Origin of the sequence: uncultured Blautia sp. (assembly GCF_902497045.1) — a bacterium.
Classification (GTDB): domain Bacteria; phylum Bacillota; class Clostridia; order Lachnospirales; family Lachnospiraceae; genus Blautia_A.
This window is the reverse complement of the sequence record NZ_CABVDF010000045.1, coordinates 1-16854: the sequence shown is the minus strand read 5'-3', so window position 1 is coordinate 16854 and position 16854 is coordinate 1. Positions and strand designations below refer to the sequence as shown.

The following is a 16854-nucleotide window of genomic DNA, read 5'->3' as shown; positions in this document are numbered from 1 at the left end:
GGAGATTCGTATTTTAAGATTTAGAGCCTAAAAATCGGTATTAACCGATAGCCCCTTGCTCTGCAAGAGGCTGCCGACTCAATGTCTTAACTAAATGACATTGGCCCGAATGGACTCCCTTTTGTTATGTACTTAATTGTCTTCTGAAAAAGAAACATGGATACCATTGATTTCAATGTCCCCCTCCATAGGAATGACAAGACATTTCCGGCCGTCCACAATCTTTGTTTCCACCAGTTCTGCACGGTCAGGATCTACATGGATAACAACATCTGGTGTTTTGATCTCCATTCTTCTTGTATTGGTGATATTGGAAGCCATAAGAGCTGTGTTTTCTCCTGCAGTAGCTTCATAACAGGAATCAAAGGCCTCCAGTTTTTCATCTTCTACACCACATTCTTCAAACAGGCGTTTCACTTCCGGTTTTGTTAATACAGCCGGTTCCGGAGCATCTTTCTGAGCTTCTGCCCATTCATTTAATTTTTCATGTATATTCATAACCGTATCGTAGGCACAGTCTTCTCCCAGGGTTTCTTCCACAAGGGCGTTGAAAGAATCCCTCTGTCCCCCGGCAGAAAGAGGTGTGACACATCCAAAAAGCTCATCTACAAAAGTGCTGCGCAGCTGTTCCGCGTTTTTGGAATAGTAAAGAAGTCCATGGATATCGGTACTTCTGTCATTAAATACCGGAAAGAGGAAGCCCAGATCAGGCATTTCCACGATCCAGTCCCGGATACGGTCTTCAATGTGATTGGTTTCTGCATTATAGCAGAGTCCTGCTTTGGACAGCTTTACCGGACAGATGCTGCAGAGGATGTGGTCGTAAATTTCATCAGAAGCATCGAACATATCCATGCCGTCAGAGGATCTTCCGGGAATGTCATATACTGCATGTATCAGTATAATATAATAATTCTCTCCGTAGTCGTAGGACTGTATGATCTTGTCATAAAATTCTTCAATAAGGGCATCATCCTGAAGCTTGCTTCCACGAAGCTTCATAAGGAATTCCTGAGTTCCCCCTTCTTTTTCCTGATCCAGGGGAAATTCCATATTAATAAGATTTTTTCCAATGGTTCCGGACAGGGTCTTTTTAAAGATTTCAAAATATTTGAAGCTTTCTTCTTCGGAAAGGGAAAGAAAAGCTTCTTTCAGCTCTGTTTTTTTGTTTTTTTCTCCGTCAACATAGCAGCCGCAGATGCGGGTAATGGAGCATCTGTCAGGAGTAAACTGTTTCTTGATCTCGGATATTTCTTTTTTATTCATAGAGTAAATGTCTCCTTTTTATGCAGAGTTCAGAAATCTATTATATCCTGAAATCCTGCCAGGGGCAAGAGGAGGACTTTCAGAGTCTGAAATTATGGAAGATAAAGAAAATATCTGTATTTTTTTTATGGAGACTGTTAAAATAATATTAATGGACATATCTGGTCCATGAGGTCAAAGGAGGGGGAAACTAATGAAAAAAAGGCTACTGGCAGTTTTGGCCTGTGCCGCAGTCATCAGCAGTGCAGGCATATCCGTGGAGGCTGCAGCAACAGAGAACAGAGAAAATGCCAGGATAGGCATTTCTATTTATGATTTTGAAGATGATTATATGACTTTATACCGAACAGAGCTGGTGCGTTATCTTACAGAGGAATTAGGCTTTTGCAAGGAAGATATTCTGGTGGAGGACGCTGAAAATGATCAGGAGATACAGACAGAACAGATCAGAGAGTTTTATTGATCATCAGGTGGATGTTATGATCCTGAATCTGGTACATTCGTCCAGCGCATCTCAGATCACGGATATATGCAGTGAATCCGGGATACCTGTAATATATATTAATCGTCAGCCTTATGAAGCAGAAATGCTCAGATGGGAAGAGGAGGAGCTGCAGGCTGCTTATGTAGGGGCAGATGCAAGGCAGTCCGGAACGTACCAGGGTGAAGAAATTGCGGCTACAGAGACGAGAGGAGATATCAACGGAGACGGAACGGTTTCCTATGTTATGATACAGGGCGAGCCGGAAAACATGGATACTCAGTACAGATCGGCATATTCGGTGAAAGCGTTGGAGGATGCAGGAATCAAAACAAAAGAACTTATGGCAGAAAATGGCGATTGGAACAGAGACAGGGGGGCTGATATTGCCAGAAAAGCGCTGGAGGAGTTTGGAAAGGAAATAGACGTCATATTCTGCAATAATGATGCAATGGCTCTGGGTGCGCTGACAGCAGTTAGAGAGGCCGGAAGAGAGACAGGAAAGGATATTTATCTTACAGGTATAGATGCACTTCCGGATGCTGTACAGGAGGTTGAGGAAGGAGAACTGACAGCTACGGTACTTAACGATTATTTCAGTCAGTCTCATACAGCCGCGGCAGCTGCGGTACAGTATATTCAGGGAGGAGAACCGGAAACGGTAAACATGATCGATTATATAAAAGTGACAAAGGATAATGCAGAGTCGCTTCTGAAAAGAATCAGCTGACCGCAGATAAGGCTAAAATCCGTTTATAAAATTTCTGCCTCATGGTATAATGAAGGTCAGAACTTGGAGGGAATTGAATGGAACTATATAATGTACTTCTGGTGGACGATGAGGCAGATGTGCTTCTTGCCATGAAGAAAAAAATAAACTGGGAGGCTCTTGGTTTTTGTCTCGCAGGAACAGCAGAGAATGGGCAGGAGGCTCTTGAAATGACAGAGCAGCTTCATATAGATGTGGTAATGACAGATATCAAGATGCCGTACATGGATGGTCTGACTCTTTGCCGCAGACTGAAAGAAAATTACCGGAATATGAAGGTGATCATTTATTCCGGGTTTGATGATTTTGAATTTGCCCGGGAGGCTGTACATCTGGAGGCAGAAGAATATCTTCTGAAACCGATCAGTGCAAAAGATATGCAGGAGGTTTTTGCCAGGGTAAAGAATAAACTGGATCAGGAGTATAATGAATACAGAAATCTCAGCAGACTTTCAGAATACTACAGAAAAAGCCTTCCCGTAATGAGAGAACAGCTGGTTATGGGAATTCTGGAAGGACATTTGTCAGGAGAACGGGCAAAAGCTATGATGGAGACTTACGAAATAGAACTGGACGCCCCATTTTATGCCGTTTCCATGCTTTATGCAGAGGAAGATATAAAAGATGATGCAGACCGGGCAGCCCGTTTTCTTACGCTGCCATTAAAAGATATGGTACAGGACTATCTACGTGATAAGATACGCTTTTTCAGTACATCTTTTCTTGACCGAGTAATCGTTGTTTTTCTTCTTGACAGTCCGGAAAGCATGGAGCAGGTACTTTATCATATGGATCAGATCTGCAAAATGGGATTTCGCGTTCTTAAGGCTTCTGTAACAGCTGCGGTAAGTCAGGTATGTACCCAGACAGATGCGCTGCATACCGCTTACGAAGAAGCTGCAGGCGCTATGGAATATAAGACGATTCTGGGAAGCGGACAGGTTCTTTATATTAATGATATTGAACCCTGTTCCAGAGAAGCGGATTTTGCAGGCGAGTATGACTTTAGAGAACTGGTCCGGGCAGTTAAGCTGGGAGACAGGACTGAGACAGATACGGCTATCTCTCATTTTATGAAAAGCATCAGAAAAGACACAATATCTCCAGGGCAGTATCAGCTTCTTTTTATGGAGCTTTTATCAGAACTGATGAAGATCATACGTGCATATAAACTTCAGCCCGGTCAGATATTTGGAGAGCATGCAGGCTCCTGGCAGGAATTTTATAAGTATATTTCTGTAGATGAGCTGGAAAACTGGCTTCAGGAGATATGTACCAAACTCCGTCATACTCTTCACCATGAAAGAAGGGATTCCACAGTACGTCTTACAGAACAGGCCAAAGCATATATACGGGAGCATTATAAGGAAAATGATCTTTCGGCAGACAGCCTCTGCCGGCATTTAAATGTCAGTGCAGCTTATTTTTCAACTATTTTTAAGAGGGAAGTAGGAATGAGCTTTGTGGCTTATCTGACTCAGGTACGCCTGGAACATGCAGTAGAGCTTCTTCGCACAACAGAGGATAAAACATACATTATTGCATCCCAGGTAGGATATACAGAACCAAATTATTTCAGTTATGTATTTAAGAAACAATATGGGATATCGCCGTCCAGATATCGGGCGAATATGGTATCTCAGGAACAGAAAGCAGAATAAAAAGGTTGCTGCCCTATGAACTATTTGAAAAATAAATGGAATGAGCTGCGTACATATATCAACAGGCGGGAACTTCAGTTTATGCTATCCGTATCCTTTACGCTGGTAGCGCTGGTAGGAATGGTGTTTATTGGCGCTTTTCTTTATCAAAGCTATGGAAGAGCGGCGGAGGAAATGATGTTCAATGATAACCGTCAGCTGATCAATCAGGTGGAGATTAATCTGAATAATTATCTGCGTAATATGATGAGGATTTCTGATGCCATGTACTATAATGTGATCAAGCAGGTAGATATGAAAACAGACGATATCTCTCAGGAACTGGATCTCCTTTATGAGGTGAATAAGGACAGTCTGGTAAGTGTAGCCTGTTTTTCGGAAGATGGAGAGCTGATCAGTGCGGCCCCTGTAGGCAGTGTAAAGAAAAATGTGGATATTACAGAACAGAGCTGGTTTGCCAATGCCAGGGATAAAATGGAAAATCTGCATTTTTCTGAACTTCATGTACAGAATATATTTGAAAACAGCAATGGACGCTACTATTGGGTAGTGTCTTTGAGCCGTGGTGTGGAACTGACTACAGAAGGGAAAATGTCTGGAGGAATCCTTCTGGTAGATATGAATTTCAGCGGGATCCGTCAGATTTTTACCGAGATCAACAGCCGGGGAGTGGGATATGTTTATCTGGTAAATAGTGAAGGGGAGATTATTTATCACCCGAAACAGAATCTTATTTTTTCCAATATGCTTAAAGAAAACAACAAAATAGCCAGCCAGTATGATGACGGAGTTTATGAAGAAACTTTTCAGGGTGAGGACCGTACCGTAATTGTAAAGACAGTAGGATACACAGGATGGAAGATTGTCAGCGTTACACCAAAGAAAGAGCTTTTACAGGATTTCAGCAGTACTAAACTGATGGCAGTGATCATTGTTATCCTGGCAGTGACTTTGATGGTATTTGCCAATCAGTTTGTTGCAGTGCGTATTGCCAAGCCGCTGAAAAAACTGGAAAATTCTCTGAAGGGGATCGGTGTGGATCAACAGCCGGATATTTATATGGGCGGTTCTCTGGAGATACAGCATTTGGGTCAGACGATTCGATCTATGGTGGATCAGCTGCAGCGTCTTACAGACGATATTGTCCGGGAGCAGGAGGAAAAAAGAAAAAGTGAGCTGGATGCCCTGCAGTCTCAGATCAATCCTCATTTTTTGTATAATACGTTAGATTCCATCATGTGGATGATTGAAAGTGAACGTTATGAAGATGCGGTAGCTATGGTAAATTCTCTTGGCAAGCTTCTTCGTATCAGTCTTTCAAAAGGAAAAAATATCATTACGGTAGGAGATGAGCTGCAGCATGCCAGAAGCTATCTGGACATCCAGAAGTACAGATATAAAAATAAGTTTACGTCCTTTTTTGATATAGAAGAGGGAATTGAAAAATACAGGACGATCAAACTGATCATACAGCCGCTTTTGGAAAATGCTATTTATTATGGAATGGAATATATGGACGGAGAAGGAGAAATCCACATCCGTGCATACACAAGTGGTGAGGATCTTTTTATAGAAGTGGAGGATAATGGGCTGGGCATGCCTCAGGAACAGGTTGAAAGGCTGCTGACAGAGAATTCAGAAACAAGGAGCAAGGGCTCCGGTATCGGCCTTAAAAATGTCCATCAGCGTATCCAGCTGTATTTTGGAACAGAATATGGACTGGAGATCACAAGTGAGCCGGATGAAAAAACAATCGTGCGCATCCATCTGCCAAAAACAGAGGAGATCACTCCGGGAGAGGGAGGAAACAGATTATGAAAAAGAAACGGTATCAATGGCAGATTGTGGGTATTCTCCTTACGGCAGCGGTGATATTGGGCGGTCTTTACTATTATGGCATTTTTGCCCGGCAAGGAGAACGTCCTGCAGTTTATTCTGTGATCCTTTATCAGAATACAAATGATGAGTGGGATACTTTTATAGAAGGTACGGAACAGGCTGAAGAAGATTTGGACATAAATGTAAATTATGTTTATCTTGCCAGAGATGATACGGCGGAGGAACAGGCGGCAGCTGTTCGCAGAGAAATCCAGGCAGGCTCTTCCGGAATCCTTCTGGCACCTGTAGACACCGAAGAAGTAAAAAAGATCATGGGATCGATGTATTTTACAGTTCCTGTATTGTGTGTGGAAACTGGAGCAGGGGATGCTTTCCCTGTACTGCGTACAGATGACCGGGCGATGGGAAGAGCGATGGGAGAAGCTATTCTTGAGGACATGGACACCAGTGGAGCTCAGAGAAGAGTAGTGATATTGACGGAATATATGGAAAGAGACAGTGTCAGGCTTCGGTACGAAGGGTTAAGAGAAGCTTTGGAGAAATCCAATGACAGTGTGATCATAGAAGACCGGGCACGGATCCATGAAGATCTTGGACTGGGATATTTTATTAAATCTGTATTTTATGATGACACTCCTGCATATCTGGCAGCGCTGGATAAATATATGACAGAGCAGGCTGCCGCCGCATGGACAGGATACCGACAGGAAAACGAAAATGAGGAGTTTTCCTGCAGAATCTATGGAATTGGAAATACTGCCCGTACAGTAAATGAACTGGATAATGAAAATATTGCAGCGCTTATGTATCAGAATGAATTTAATATGGGATATCAGGGAATCACCTATTTAACACAGAAAAACAGAGAAAAATGGCTGAAGAATAATACCGATATCGGATACAGGATCGTCACGAAGAAATCTTTATATGAAGATGAAAATGAGAGACTGCTGTTTTCGAATACCTGACAGAGAGGAGGGATATAATGCTGAAAAAAAGAAGTAAAGCCGGATTGCTGGCATTTATTTTTATTCTTTCTTTTTTGGAAGGATGCGGGACGAAGGAAGAGACAGAACAGGAATATCCCAAAAGTCTTAAGATAGGCATAAGTGTTTACGATCAGTATGATACCTTTATGGCAGAAGTTCTTTATCAGCTTCAGTCTTATGTAAGAGAAAAAGAAAAGGAATGGGGCATTCCGGTGATTCTTGATATCCAGGATGCAGGTCAGGATCAGCTTCAGCAGAATAAACAGATGGAGGACTTTATTGAAGAAGGATGTGATCTTGTCTGTATTAATATGGTTGACAGGACAGATGCTTCTTCTGTTATTGAAAAAGCCAAGAGCAATGATATACCGGTGATCTTTTATAATCGGGAACTGGTTAAAGAGGATCTTCAACGGTGGGAAAAGCTTTATTATGTAGGAGCAGATGCTTTCCAGTCAGGACAGATGCAGGGACAAATCCTGGTGGAGCAGTGTAAAAAAGACTTTTCCAGTATTGACAAAAATGGTGATGGAGTTCTTCAGTATATTATGCTGGAGGGCGAGGCAGGACATAATGACTCCATGATCCGCAGCATGTCGGTAATCAAAGAAATCACAGACAGTGGTTATGCAGTAGAAAAGCTGGCAGATGAGATTGCCAACTGGAACAGAGATCAGGCTGCAAACAAGATGGCATCTTTTATTGAAGCTTATGGGGACAGAATAGAAGTTGTTCTGGCTAATAATGATGACATGGCTTTGGGAGCTGTCGATGCTTTGAAAGACAGCGGCATTGTTCCGGGAACAAAATCATGGCCTATGATCCTGGGAATTGACGGCACGGATGTAGGAAGAAAAGCAGTGGAAAAGGGAGAGTTTCTGGGAACTGTACTGAATGATGCCAGAGGACAGGCCAGAGGAATGATAGAGCTTGCCTGGTCTATTGTATCAGAGACACCTTTGGATTCTGAGCTGGAGCTTCAGGAGGGAAAATATATAAGACTGCCTTACCAGAAAGTTACCGGTGAAAATCTCAGCGAGATACAGACCGGGCAGACCCAGTAAGCTGATAAGTATGTTTATCGGGATAACGATATAGACAGTCATATTTCTTATACAAAAAAAGGGAGCGTCAAATGGCGCTCCCGTAATACAAGGAAGGGGAAGGTTTTAGCCTTCAATAGCAATATAACCGGTATTTTCTACTTTTTTCGGTACTTTTTTCGGTACAGAAAGTCTCAGGATTCCATCTTCATATTTGGCATGGATATCTTCCTGGGTAACATCCTCGCCGACATAAAAGCTTCTGCTCATGGTGCCGGCATAACGTTCTCTGCGGATATAATTTCCTTTTTTATCCTGTTCATCTTTGTCCAGTCCTTTTGCAGCAGATAAGGTAAGATATCCGTCTTTCAGCTGAACTTTGATTTCGTCTTTCTTAAATCCCGGAAGATCTACATCAAGTTCATAGCTGTCATCTTTTTCACGGATATCGGTTTTCATCATGTTCTGAGCATGTTTTCCGTAGAGTGGATTCTTTTTGCCCCAGAAGTTATCATTAAATCCAAAGTTCATCCAGTCGTCATCAAATAAGTTTTCTCCAAAAATACTAGGCATCAACATAAGTCATCTCTCCTTTTTTTATTTATCTATGTTAATATGTTGTTATAGCGGAACCGGGAGGTTTCAGGAAATTCAGGATACTTTTTTTGTATCCTTTTTATTTCCCTTCCTTTGTTCTAGCTGTAATATAACACACATTATTAGCACTGTCAAGAGACGAGTGCTAATTTATTTGTGAAAAAAATGTGAAGAGAGAAGAAGAGACAGTTTTCAGTATAGGCATTTTCAAAAATTAATCAGTTTTTAATCTTTCTTCAAGAATGGATTAAGAAACTTCTGTTAGAGTATAAGCATCAAATGAAAACAACATTCTTGAAAGGACAGGGTGAAAATATGGAACAACTGGAAAAGGTTGAAAAATTAAGACAAAGAGCAAATGTCTCTTATGAAGAGGCAAAGGAAGCTTTGGAAGCTTCCGACTGGGATCTTCTGGATGCCATGGTCTATCTGGAAAAACAGGGAAAGGTAAAACCTCCCAGTCAGGAATCCTATACGACAAATTGTGATGAACAGACGCAGTATGTGGATGTAAAGGAAAAGGTGCAGGAGCAGGAGGAAGAGGCTTCCAGAAAAACCTGCCAGAAGCTGGGGCATCTTTTTCGAATCTTTATCAGAAAAACCAGAGACAATGCTTTCTGTGTCTCAAGAAAAGGGGAGGAGATTCTCAGAGTTCCGGTAATCGCCATGCTTATTCTTCTGCTCTTCTTCTGGCAGTTTCTGATACCGGCAGCGGTGATCGCGTTGTTTTTTGACTGTCGTTATTCTTTTAAGGGAAAGGACGATCTGGAAGGGATGAACCGGGCGATGGAAAAGGCGGGAGAGTTTGCGGACAAGGTAAAAGATGAGTATGAAAAGCTGTGATATATGACTGAAATCCTTACAGCATTATAAGAAATCCCAGATTGTCATAAGCAGCAGAAACCGTTATAATACAATTGGCCGGATGCCAAAAGGATATTCTGGCAAAATACAGATAAAGGAATAGATATATGCAGCTTTATATGGCTCCCTTAGAAGGGATTACAGGTTATATTTACAGAAATGCTTACTATAAATGTTACGGAGACATCGATCGGTATTTTGCTCCCTTTATCATGAGCAAAAAGCTGAACCAAAAGGAAATCCGTGACATTCTTCCGGAAAATAACCAGGGAATGGAACTGGTGCCTCAGATTCTGACTAACCGTGCAGAGGATTTTCTGGCCATTGCAAAAGCCATACATTCTTATGGATATCATGTGGTCAATCTGAATCTGGGCTGTCCTTCCCCTACAGTGACTTCCAGAAACAGAGGCGCCGGATTTTTGGAATTGACAAGGGAACTGGATCGTTTTCTGGAGGATATATTTGCCGCCTGTCCTATGAAAATTTCCATAAAAACAAGGATTGGAGTGGAGGATGAGGAGGAGTGGCAGCAGCTTCTGAAAATTTATGAAAAGTATCCTTTGGAGGAACTGATTGTTCATCCGCGGCTGAAGACCGACCAGTATAAGCCTGGAACAATCCACAGGGAGGCTTTTGAAATGGCAGCAGAAAAAAGCTGCCATTCTCTGTGTTACAACGGAGACATCACAAGTGTTTCTGATTATGATGAGCTTCTTCAGCAGTTCCCGGAGACAGATAAAATAATGCTGGGAAGAGGAATTCTTCGGAAACCATGGCTTCCCTCAGAAATCAAAAACGGAGAAAAAAAGGATCCGCAGCAGTATAAAGAAAAGTTGAAAGAATTTCATGAAGAACTGTTGAACGGATATGTGGATTATATGTCCGGAGATAAAAATACACTGTATAAAATGAAAGAATTATGGGCATATTTGGGGACTTCGTTTACGAATCCGGAGAAATATCTGAAGAAGATACGTAAAGCTCAGAGGGTCAGTGAATATAAGATATGGGCAGATAATCTGTTCCGTGAGCAGGAACTGATCTTGTAGCATATTCTCAGGATTTGTTTGACTTTAAGATGGAAAATACGGGAAGGGGGAGTGTAGGAAATGGCACATATTTTGATTGTGGAGGATGAGGAAAAACTGGCTCGGTTTGTAGAACTGGAACTTCTTCATGAAGGTTATCAGGTAAGCAAAAGCGGAAATGGAAGAGAAGCGCTGACGCTTGCGGAAAACGGAAATTATGATCTTATTCTTCTGGATATTCTTCTGCCGGGACTGAACGGGCTGGAGGTTTTGAGGAGACTGCAGCAGGAACAGATAAGAACACCGGTGATCCTTCTGACTGCCCGTGATGCGGTGATGGATAAGGTTGCAGGTCTGGATGCAGGCGCTGTTGATTATATCACCAAGCCGTTTGCTATCGAAGAACTGCTGGCAAGAATCCGTGTGGGCCTGAAGCTTCATGGAAGAACATCCCCGTCTGCCGTCGTTGTTCAGGAGGAGGGAACCCTGTGCTGGAAGCATCTTCTGCTGTCAGAAAAACGTCATCAGGTTACATGGAATGGCCAGGAGATCCATCTGACAAATCGGGAATTCAGGATGCTGCAGGTGCTTTTGGAAAATAAAAATATTGTACTTTCCCGGGAAGTCCTTCTGGAAAAAGTATGTGGTTATGACTATATGGGAGAGACAAATGTCGTAGATGTGTACGTTCGTTTTCTGCGGTCAAAGATCGATGAGGTATATGGGGAGAAAATGATCTGCACTGTCCGTGGAGTGGGATATGTGATCAAAGAGGAATGATTTATGGTAGAAAGAAACGTCAGTACGGAAACAAAAAGAATGTCTTCAATTGTTATGAAGCTTCACTGGAGCTGGATCGGAAGAAAGCTTGGCATGTATCTGGGTTTTGATCTGTTTCTTTTTGTGATACTGTGTGTCGGGTGGATCTGCGATCAGGAGATCACACGTCTGGGAGAACTGGTATGGGATCATCAGAGAAGACTGGTGGGGCTGGAAAAAATAAAGGAACTGACTTACATGGTACTGGATACAGACGGGAAGCTTCTTCTGGAACTGCCGGTCTTTTCTGTTCTTCAGGTGATTGGCATTCTGATCGGTATTGTGGCGTTGATCCAGCTGATCGGATGTTTTTTTGACTATATGGAGGAAGAAAAAAATATCCGCCGTATCCTTGCACCCATTAATGAAATCGCTCTAAAGGCAGATGAACTGAGCCGTATGACTTTTTCTGAGGAAAAATATCAGCAGATTGAGGACGCTATTTCCAGCCTTCAGCCAAACGAACAGGAGATTCTTTCATTTGGAGATTCTGATCTTCAGGGAATTGAGGCTGCCATGAACAATCTTCTGATGCGCATGAGGGATTCCTACAGACAGCAGGCAAGGTTTGTTAATGATGCTTCCCATGAACTTCGGACGCCTATTGCTGTTATTCAGGGATATGCAAATATGCTTGCACGGTGGGGCAGCAGAGATGAGAAGGTGCTGAATGAATCCATAGAAGCCATTCAGCATGAGTCTGAGCATATGAAATACCTGGTGGAGCAGCTGCTCTTTCTGGCAAGAGGCGACAGCGGAAAGACAAAGCTGACACTGGAAAAGATTTCTCTTTCTCAGCTGATGGAAGAAATCTATGAGGAGTCGCTGATGATTGATGAAAGACACCCGTATCGTTATCGAAAGCCGCAGGAAGAGATCGTAGTACAGGCAGACGGAAGCCTTCTGAAGCAGGCTGTGCGGATTCTGACAGATAACAGTGCAAAATATACCCATGAAGGGGACGAGATTATTTTCAGTGTTGGAAAAACCAGAGAAGGGGTTCCTTATCTGCAGGTTCAGGATACTGGTATTGGTATGGAAGAAGCAGACATAGCGCATATGTTTGACCGCTTTTACCGGGCAGATGAGGTACGGAGCTTCCAGGGTACCGGTCTGGGACTTGCCATCGCCAAATGGATCGTGGACAAGCATGGAGGATATTTTGAGATCCTTTCCAGAACCGGCCTGGGAACTCGTGTACGAATCGTACTGGGGAAAAATCAAAGCTCCAAAATCACTGCCTGATAATCTTTCAGATGCAGGATACAATCTGTGATGTCTGCTTTGGGATAATTATTCAGGAGCACTTTTTTGCGCTTTTTGGGAAGCTGGATATCCTGGGATTTCTTTTGGAAATTTCCTGCTATAAGCAGAGTTTTTTCTCCTTTTCGTAAGTATGCCATCAGGTTGTGACGGTCTTCCAGATAGGGGATCAGATCACCATAAACAATAGTCTCTCTGTACAAAGGATTTTTGCGAAGCGCAATTAATTCTTTGTAGAAAGAAAGCAGAGAATCCGGATCGTTCTGCTGATTTTTTACATTGATTTTCTTATAATTGGGATTTACGTTAAGCCATGGATTTCCAGCAGAGAATCCGGCGTTTTCTGAGGAATCCCACTGCATGGGAGTACGTGCGTTATCCCGGCTGTAAAGAGAAACGCAGCTCAGTGCTTCTTCCTCCGTGCAGCCGGCATTTCGTGCCACATGGTATTCATCAATAGTACTGATATCATCGATCTGTTCAATAGATGAGAATTTCATATTCTCCATGCCAATTTCCTGGCCCTGATAGATAAAGGGCAGACCTTTCAGCATAAAGTACATGACAGCCAGCATTTTTTTGCTGTGAAGGCTGATCTCTCCATCGGGAATATAATAGCTGACTCCTCTTGGTTCATCATGATTTTCAATGATGTTAGAAAGAAAACCAATGTCTCCAATACGTTTCTGAGAGTGGAAACAGCAGTGTTTATAGTCGTCAGGAGTGATTCTTTTACGGTCATACCAGCCTTTGCTGCTGCCTCCAAAAACAACCGGAGCAAAGTCAAACATAGTAGAAAAATATCCATTGTCACCAATAAAATCCGGAAGCTCTTCATCCTTTTCATTAAAGACTTCTCCTACAGTAAAAGCTTCATGAGAGGCAAAGCCTCGGTCTCGCATCTCTCCCAGAAATTCTCCTACACCCTGAGCATCTGCCAGCATATGATCCACACAGGAAAGTCCGTCTGAACGGTCGGCAGGATAATCTTTATAAGGCAGTTTTTTCTTAATATTGATGATAGCATCAATGCGGAAACCGCTGAGACCTCTGTCCAGCCACCAGTTGATATTTTTGTACACTTCTTCGCGTACTTCCGGGTTTTCCCAGTTCAGATCCGGCTGTTTTTTGTGAAAAAGGTGAAGATACTGTTTATTCGGATGACCGGGCAGAGGTTCCCATACAGATCCTCCAAAGTAGCTGCGCCAGTTGCAGGGAAGTTTGTCGTCTTTACGGTTTTCAATATAGAAGAAATTACCATATTTTCCGTCAGGATCCGCGCAGGCTTTTTGAAACCATTCATGTTCATCTGAGCAATGGTTTACTACAAGATCCAGGAGAATATACATTTCTCTTTTGCGTGCTTCCTCAATTAGACGGTCCATATCTTTCAGAGTTCCGAAAGCGGGATGAATGTTATAATAATCGGAAATATCATAGCCCTGATCTGCAAAAGGGGAAGGGTAACAGGGAGATATCCATAAAATATCCACGCCCAGATCTTTCAGATAATCCAGTTTTTGTATAATTCCGGGAATATCTCCGATTCCGTCCCCGTTTGAGTCAAAAAAGCTTTTTGGATAGATCTGATAAGCAACCTTATCATGCCACCATTTACGTTCCATAATCTGTTCCTCCTGATATAAATCTGAGGTTTATTATAAAGCTTTCGTAAGGAAAAAACACTGGTCATATTGTCAAAAAAATAGAGGGCTTTTCTATTGACAAATACATGGATTTGTCATAAAGTTGTTTATGACAAACAGTAGTTGTTTATGCAATAATTATAACAAAAGTGAAAAGAGGAAAAACAAATGACGCTAAAGGATCTGCCGATCGGAAAGACGGCAACGATACGTTCTGTAGGCGGTGAAGGGGCATTAAGACAGCATTTCCTGGATATGGGACTGATTCCTCAGGGAGATGTGACCATGGTCAAATATGCACCTATGGGAGATCCCATGGAGCTGCGTATCCACAGTTATGAGCTTACTCTCCGCCTTGCTGATGCGGAAAAAATTGAGATAGAGAATATAAGAGATGCAAGTGTGCCTGCCAAAAAAAAGAAGTGTTCAACTGAGCCTATCCCTCACCCGGGACTTGGCGAAGGAGGTAAATTCCATTATAAAAAAACAGAAAACCCTCTTCCGGATGGAGAGCTTCTTACCTTTGCTCTGGCAGGAAATCAGAACTGTGGAAAGACTACGCTTTTTAACCAGCTGACAGGTTCTAACCAGCATGTAGGAAATTTTCCCGGTGTTACGGTAGACAGAAAGGACGGCTCTATCCGTGGAAACAGCAATACGCTGGTGACGGATCTTCCGGGCATTTACTCCATGTCCCCGTATTCAAGTGAAGAGATCGTAACCAGGAATTTTGTGTTGAATGAGCATCCCAGAGGTATCATCAATATCGTAGATGCAACAAATATTGAAAGAAATCTTTACCTTACCATGCAGCTGATGGAGCTGGATATTCCTATGGTTCTTGCTTTGAATATGATGGATGAGGTCAGGGAAAACGGCGGTTCCATAAATATCAACCGTATGGAGGAAATGCTTGGAATCCCGGTTGTTCCCATTTCTGCGGCAAAAAATGAGGGTATTGATGAGCTTGTCAGTCATGCACTTCATGTTGCCAAATATCAGGAAAAACCGGAAAAAATGGACTATTGTGATGTGGAGGATGATGGAGGAGCCGTACATAGATGTCTCCATGCCATTATGCATCTGATCGAGGATCATGCCAGAGAAGCAGAGATCCCTGTTCGGTTTGCAGCAGCTAAACTTGCTGAGGGAGACGAGCTGATTCTGGAAAAACTGAATCTGGATCAGAATGAAAAGGAAATGCTGGAACACATTGTCAAACAAATGGAAGCAGAACGTGGTCTTGATCGATCTGCAGCCATTGCACATATGCGATTTGATTTTATTGAGAAGGTCTGTGATGATTCTGTAGTAAAGCCAAAAGAAAGCAAGGAGCATATCAGAAGTACGAAGATCGACAGGATCCTTACTGGAAAATATACGGCAATCCCATGCTTTATCGGTATTATGGCTCTTGTTTTTTATCTGACATTCGGAGTGATCGGGGCTTTTCTTGCCAATGTCCTTGACATGGGAATCACTGCGTTAGGCGGCTATGTGGATCAGCTTATGACAGCGGCACATGTAAACAGTGTGCTTCAGTCACTTGTAATGGACGGTATTTTCAACGGTGTAGGAAGCGTGCTGAGTTTCCTTCCGGTTATTGTCACTCTGTTTTTCTTTCTGTCTCTTCTGGAGGACAGCGGGTATATGGCAAGAGTGGCGTTTGTGATGGACAAGCTGCTGAGAAAGATTGGGCTTTCCGGCCGAAGTATCGTTCCTATGCTGATCGGTTTCGGATGTACTGTACCAGGTGTTATGGCAAGCAGAACCCTCCCTTCTGAGAGGGATCGAAGGATGACCATTCTTCTGACACCATTTATGAGCTGTTCTGCGAAGCTTCCTATTTATGGATTTTTTGCAGCGGCATTTTTCCCGGAAAACAGTGCTCTTGTAATGATCCTTTTGTACTTTGGAGGCATTGTCATGGGAATCCTGATGGCGCTTTTGCTCCGCCGTACCATGTTCAGCGGAGAGGCGGTTCCATTTGTTATGGAGCTTCCAAATTATCGTATGCCGGGAGCAAAAAATGTAGGGCATCTTCTGTGGGATAAAGCAAAAGACTTCCTTCAGAGAGCATTTACTGTGATCTTTCTTGCGACACTTGCTATCTGGTTTTTACAGACCTTTGATATGCATTTGAACATTGTAACGGATTCGAAAGACAGTATTCTTGCCATGCTGGCAGGCGCGATTGCTCCTGTATTTAAGCCTATGGGATTTGGAGACTGGAGGATCTCTACTGCTCTGATCACAGGCTTTATGGCAAAAGAAAGTGTGGTTTCTACACTTTCTGTACTGTTTGGAAGCACAGAAGCATTGCTGGCAGCCATTACTCCTCTGGCAGCGGCAAGCCTGCTTGTTTTCTGTCTTCTTTATACGCCCTGCGTTGCAGCAATTGCAGCAATCAAAAGAGAACTGGGCGGCAAATGGGCTGTGGGCGTAGTGATCGGACAGTGCGTGATCGCGTGGGTGGCTGCCCTGGCAGTTTACCTGATCGGCGGGATTTTTTAAATAAGTGAAAAAACATCGGTTTCTTTACAGAAAGAGAAATCGGTGTTTTTTGTTTTGTCGAAAACTGTATAT

General features: G+C 42.8%; 14 protein-coding genes. 11 read left to right on the top strand and 3 right to left on the bottom strand.

The genetic code is table 11. The annotated features are described in order from the left end of the window. Window positions 1–132 precede the first annotated feature (132 nt). Window positions 133–1266, bottom strand: a complete 1134-nt coding sequence (locus RDS42_RS05360; protein WP_308782747.1) for a DUF4317 domain-containing protein — start codon at window positions 1264–1266, stop codon at window positions 133–135. Window positions 1267–1459: 193 nt separating this feature from the next. On the opposite strand from RDS42_RS05360, the gene RDS42_RS05355 reads away from it, so the two are divergent. From RDS42_RS05355 to RDS42_RS05330, 6 genes are all read left to right on the top strand, one after another. Beyond that, window positions 1460–1729, top strand: a complete 270-nt coding sequence (locus tag RDS42_RS05355; protein WP_308782746.1) for a hypothetical protein — start codon at window positions 1460–1462, stop codon at window positions 1727–1729. Further along, window positions 1686–2477, top strand: a complete 792-nt coding sequence (locus RDS42_RS05350; RefSeq protein ID WP_308782745.1) for a substrate-binding domain-containing protein — start codon at window positions 1686–1688, stop codon at window positions 2475–2477. The genes RDS42_RS05355 and RDS42_RS05350 overlap by 44 nt, the downstream gene beginning before the upstream one ends. A 77-nt stretch (window positions 2478–2554) precedes the next feature. Further along, on the top strand, window positions 2555–4177 hold the full coding sequence (locus RDS42_RS05345; protein ID WP_308782744.1) for a response regulator: 1623 nt from the start codon (window positions 2555–2557) through the stop codon (window positions 4175–4177). 15 nt (window positions 4178–4192) lie between these two features. Beyond that, window positions 4193–5995: a sensor histidine kinase gene (locus tag RDS42_RS05340; RefSeq protein WP_308782743.1), complete on the top strand. Its 1803-nt coding sequence runs from the start codon at window positions 4193–4195 to the stop codon at window positions 5993–5995. After that, entirely contained in the window at window positions 5992–6984 is a 993-nt protein-coding gene (locus RDS42_RS05335; protein ID WP_308782742.1) for a substrate-binding domain-containing protein, read from the top strand. Before RDS42_RS05340 ends, RDS42_RS05335 begins: the two co-directional genes overlap by 4 nt. A gap of 17 nt (window positions 6985–7001) precedes the next feature. Next, the gene (locus RDS42_RS05330) at window positions 7002–8069 is read left to right on the top strand and encodes a galactose ABC transporter substrate-binding protein (RefSeq protein ID WP_308782741.1); all 1068 of its coding nucleotides are present in this window, start codon (window positions 7002–7004) and stop codon (window positions 8067–8069) included. A gap of 105 nt (window positions 8070–8174) precedes the next feature. Here RDS42_RS05330 and RDS42_RS05325 read toward each other — a convergent pair whose 3' ends face one another. Beyond that, window positions 8175–8627, bottom strand: coding sequence for an Hsp20/alpha crystallin family protein (locus RDS42_RS05325; protein WP_308782740.1), 453 nt, complete (start codon window positions 8625–8627; stop codon window positions 8175–8177). 333 nt (window positions 8628–8960) lie between these two features. On the opposite strand from RDS42_RS05325, the gene RDS42_RS05320 reads away from it, so the two are divergent. From RDS42_RS05320 to RDS42_RS05305, 4 genes are all read left to right on the top strand, one after another. After that, a complete protein-coding gene (locus RDS42_RS05320; RefSeq protein WP_308782739.1) occupies window positions 8961–9488 on the top strand; it encodes a ubiquitin in 528 nt (175 codons plus the stop codon). A 128-nt stretch (window positions 9489–9616) separates the two neighbouring features. Beyond that, window positions 9617–10561, top strand: coding sequence for a tRNA-dihydrouridine synthase family protein (locus tag RDS42_RS05315; protein ID WP_308782738.1), 945 nt, complete (start codon window positions 9617–9619; stop codon window positions 10559–10561). Between the two features lie 60 nt (window positions 10562–10621). Beyond that, window positions 10622–11320: a response regulator transcription factor gene (locus RDS42_RS05310; protein ID WP_308782737.1), complete on the top strand. Its 699-nt coding sequence runs from the start codon at window positions 10622–10624 to the stop codon at window positions 11318–11320. 3 nt (window positions 11321–11323) lie between these two features. Then, entirely contained in the window at window positions 11324–12604 is a 1281-nt protein-coding gene (locus tag RDS42_RS05305) for a HAMP domain-containing sensor histidine kinase (RefSeq protein ID WP_308782736.1), read from the top strand. On the opposite strand, the gene RDS42_RS05300 is transcribed toward RDS42_RS05305, so the two are convergent. After that, window positions 12580–14247, bottom strand: coding sequence for an alpha-glucosidase (locus tag RDS42_RS05300; protein WP_308782735.1), 1668 nt, complete (start codon window positions 14245–14247; stop codon window positions 12580–12582). The genes RDS42_RS05305 and RDS42_RS05300 overlap by 25 nt on opposite strands. A gap of 189 nt (window positions 14248–14436) precedes the next feature. On the opposite strand from RDS42_RS05300, the gene feoB reads away from it, so the two are divergent. Beyond that, window positions 14437–16782: a ferrous iron transport protein B gene (feoB, locus tag RDS42_RS05295; RefSeq protein ID WP_308782734.1), complete on the top strand. Its 2346-nt coding sequence runs from the start codon at window positions 14437–14439 to the stop codon at window positions 16780–16782. Window positions 16783–16854 lie beyond the last annotated feature (72 nt).

Coding starts and splice junctions, on each gene's coding strand:
- RDS42_RS05355 (WP_308782746.1), top strand. CDS start 1,460: ATGAAAAAAAGGCTACTGGCAGTTTTGGCCTGTGCCGCAGTCATCAGC.
- RDS42_RS05310 (WP_308782737.1), top strand. CDS start 10,622: ATGGCACATATTTTGATTGTGGAGGATGAGGAAAAACTGGCTCGGTTT.
- RDS42_RS05330 (WP_308782741.1), top strand. CDS start 7,002: ATGCTGAAAAAAAGAAGTAAAGCCGGATTGCTGGCATTTATTTTTATT.
- RDS42_RS05305 (WP_308782736.1), top strand. CDS start 11,324: ATGGTAGAAAGAAACGTCAGTACGGAAACAAAAAGAATGTCTTCAATT.
- feoB (WP_308782734.1), top strand. CDS start 14,437: ATGACGCTAAAGGATCTGCCGATCGGAAAGACGGCAACGATACGTTCT.
- RDS42_RS05360 (WP_308782747.1), bottom strand. CDS start 1,266: ATGAATAAAAAAGAAATATCCGAGATCAAGAAACAGTTTACTCCTGAC.
- RDS42_RS05300 (WP_308782735.1), bottom strand. CDS start 14,247: ATGGAACGTAAATGGTGGCATGATAAGGTTGCTTATCAGATCTATCCA.
- RDS42_RS05345 (WP_308782744.1), top strand. CDS start 2,555: ATGGAACTATATAATGTACTTCTGGTGGACGATGAGGCAGATGTGCTT.
- RDS42_RS05315 (WP_308782738.1), top strand. CDS start 9,617: ATGCAGCTTTATATGGCTCCCTTAGAAGGGATTACAGGTTATATTTAC.
- RDS42_RS05325 (WP_308782740.1), bottom strand. CDS start 8,627: ATGTTGATGCCTAGTATTTTTGGAGAAAACTTATTTGATGACGACTGG.
- RDS42_RS05335 (WP_308782742.1), top strand. CDS start 5,992: ATGAAAAAGAAACGGTATCAATGGCAGATTGTGGGTATTCTCCTTACG.
- RDS42_RS05340 (WP_308782743.1), top strand. CDS start 4,193: ATGAACTATTTGAAAAATAAATGGAATGAGCTGCGTACATATATCAAC.
- RDS42_RS05350 (WP_308782745.1), top strand. CDS start 1,686: ATGATCAGGAGATACAGACAGAACAGATCAGAGAGTTTTATTGATCAT.
- RDS42_RS05320 (WP_308782739.1), top strand. CDS start 8,961: ATGGAACAACTGGAAAAGGTTGAAAAATTAAGACAAAGAGCAAATGTC.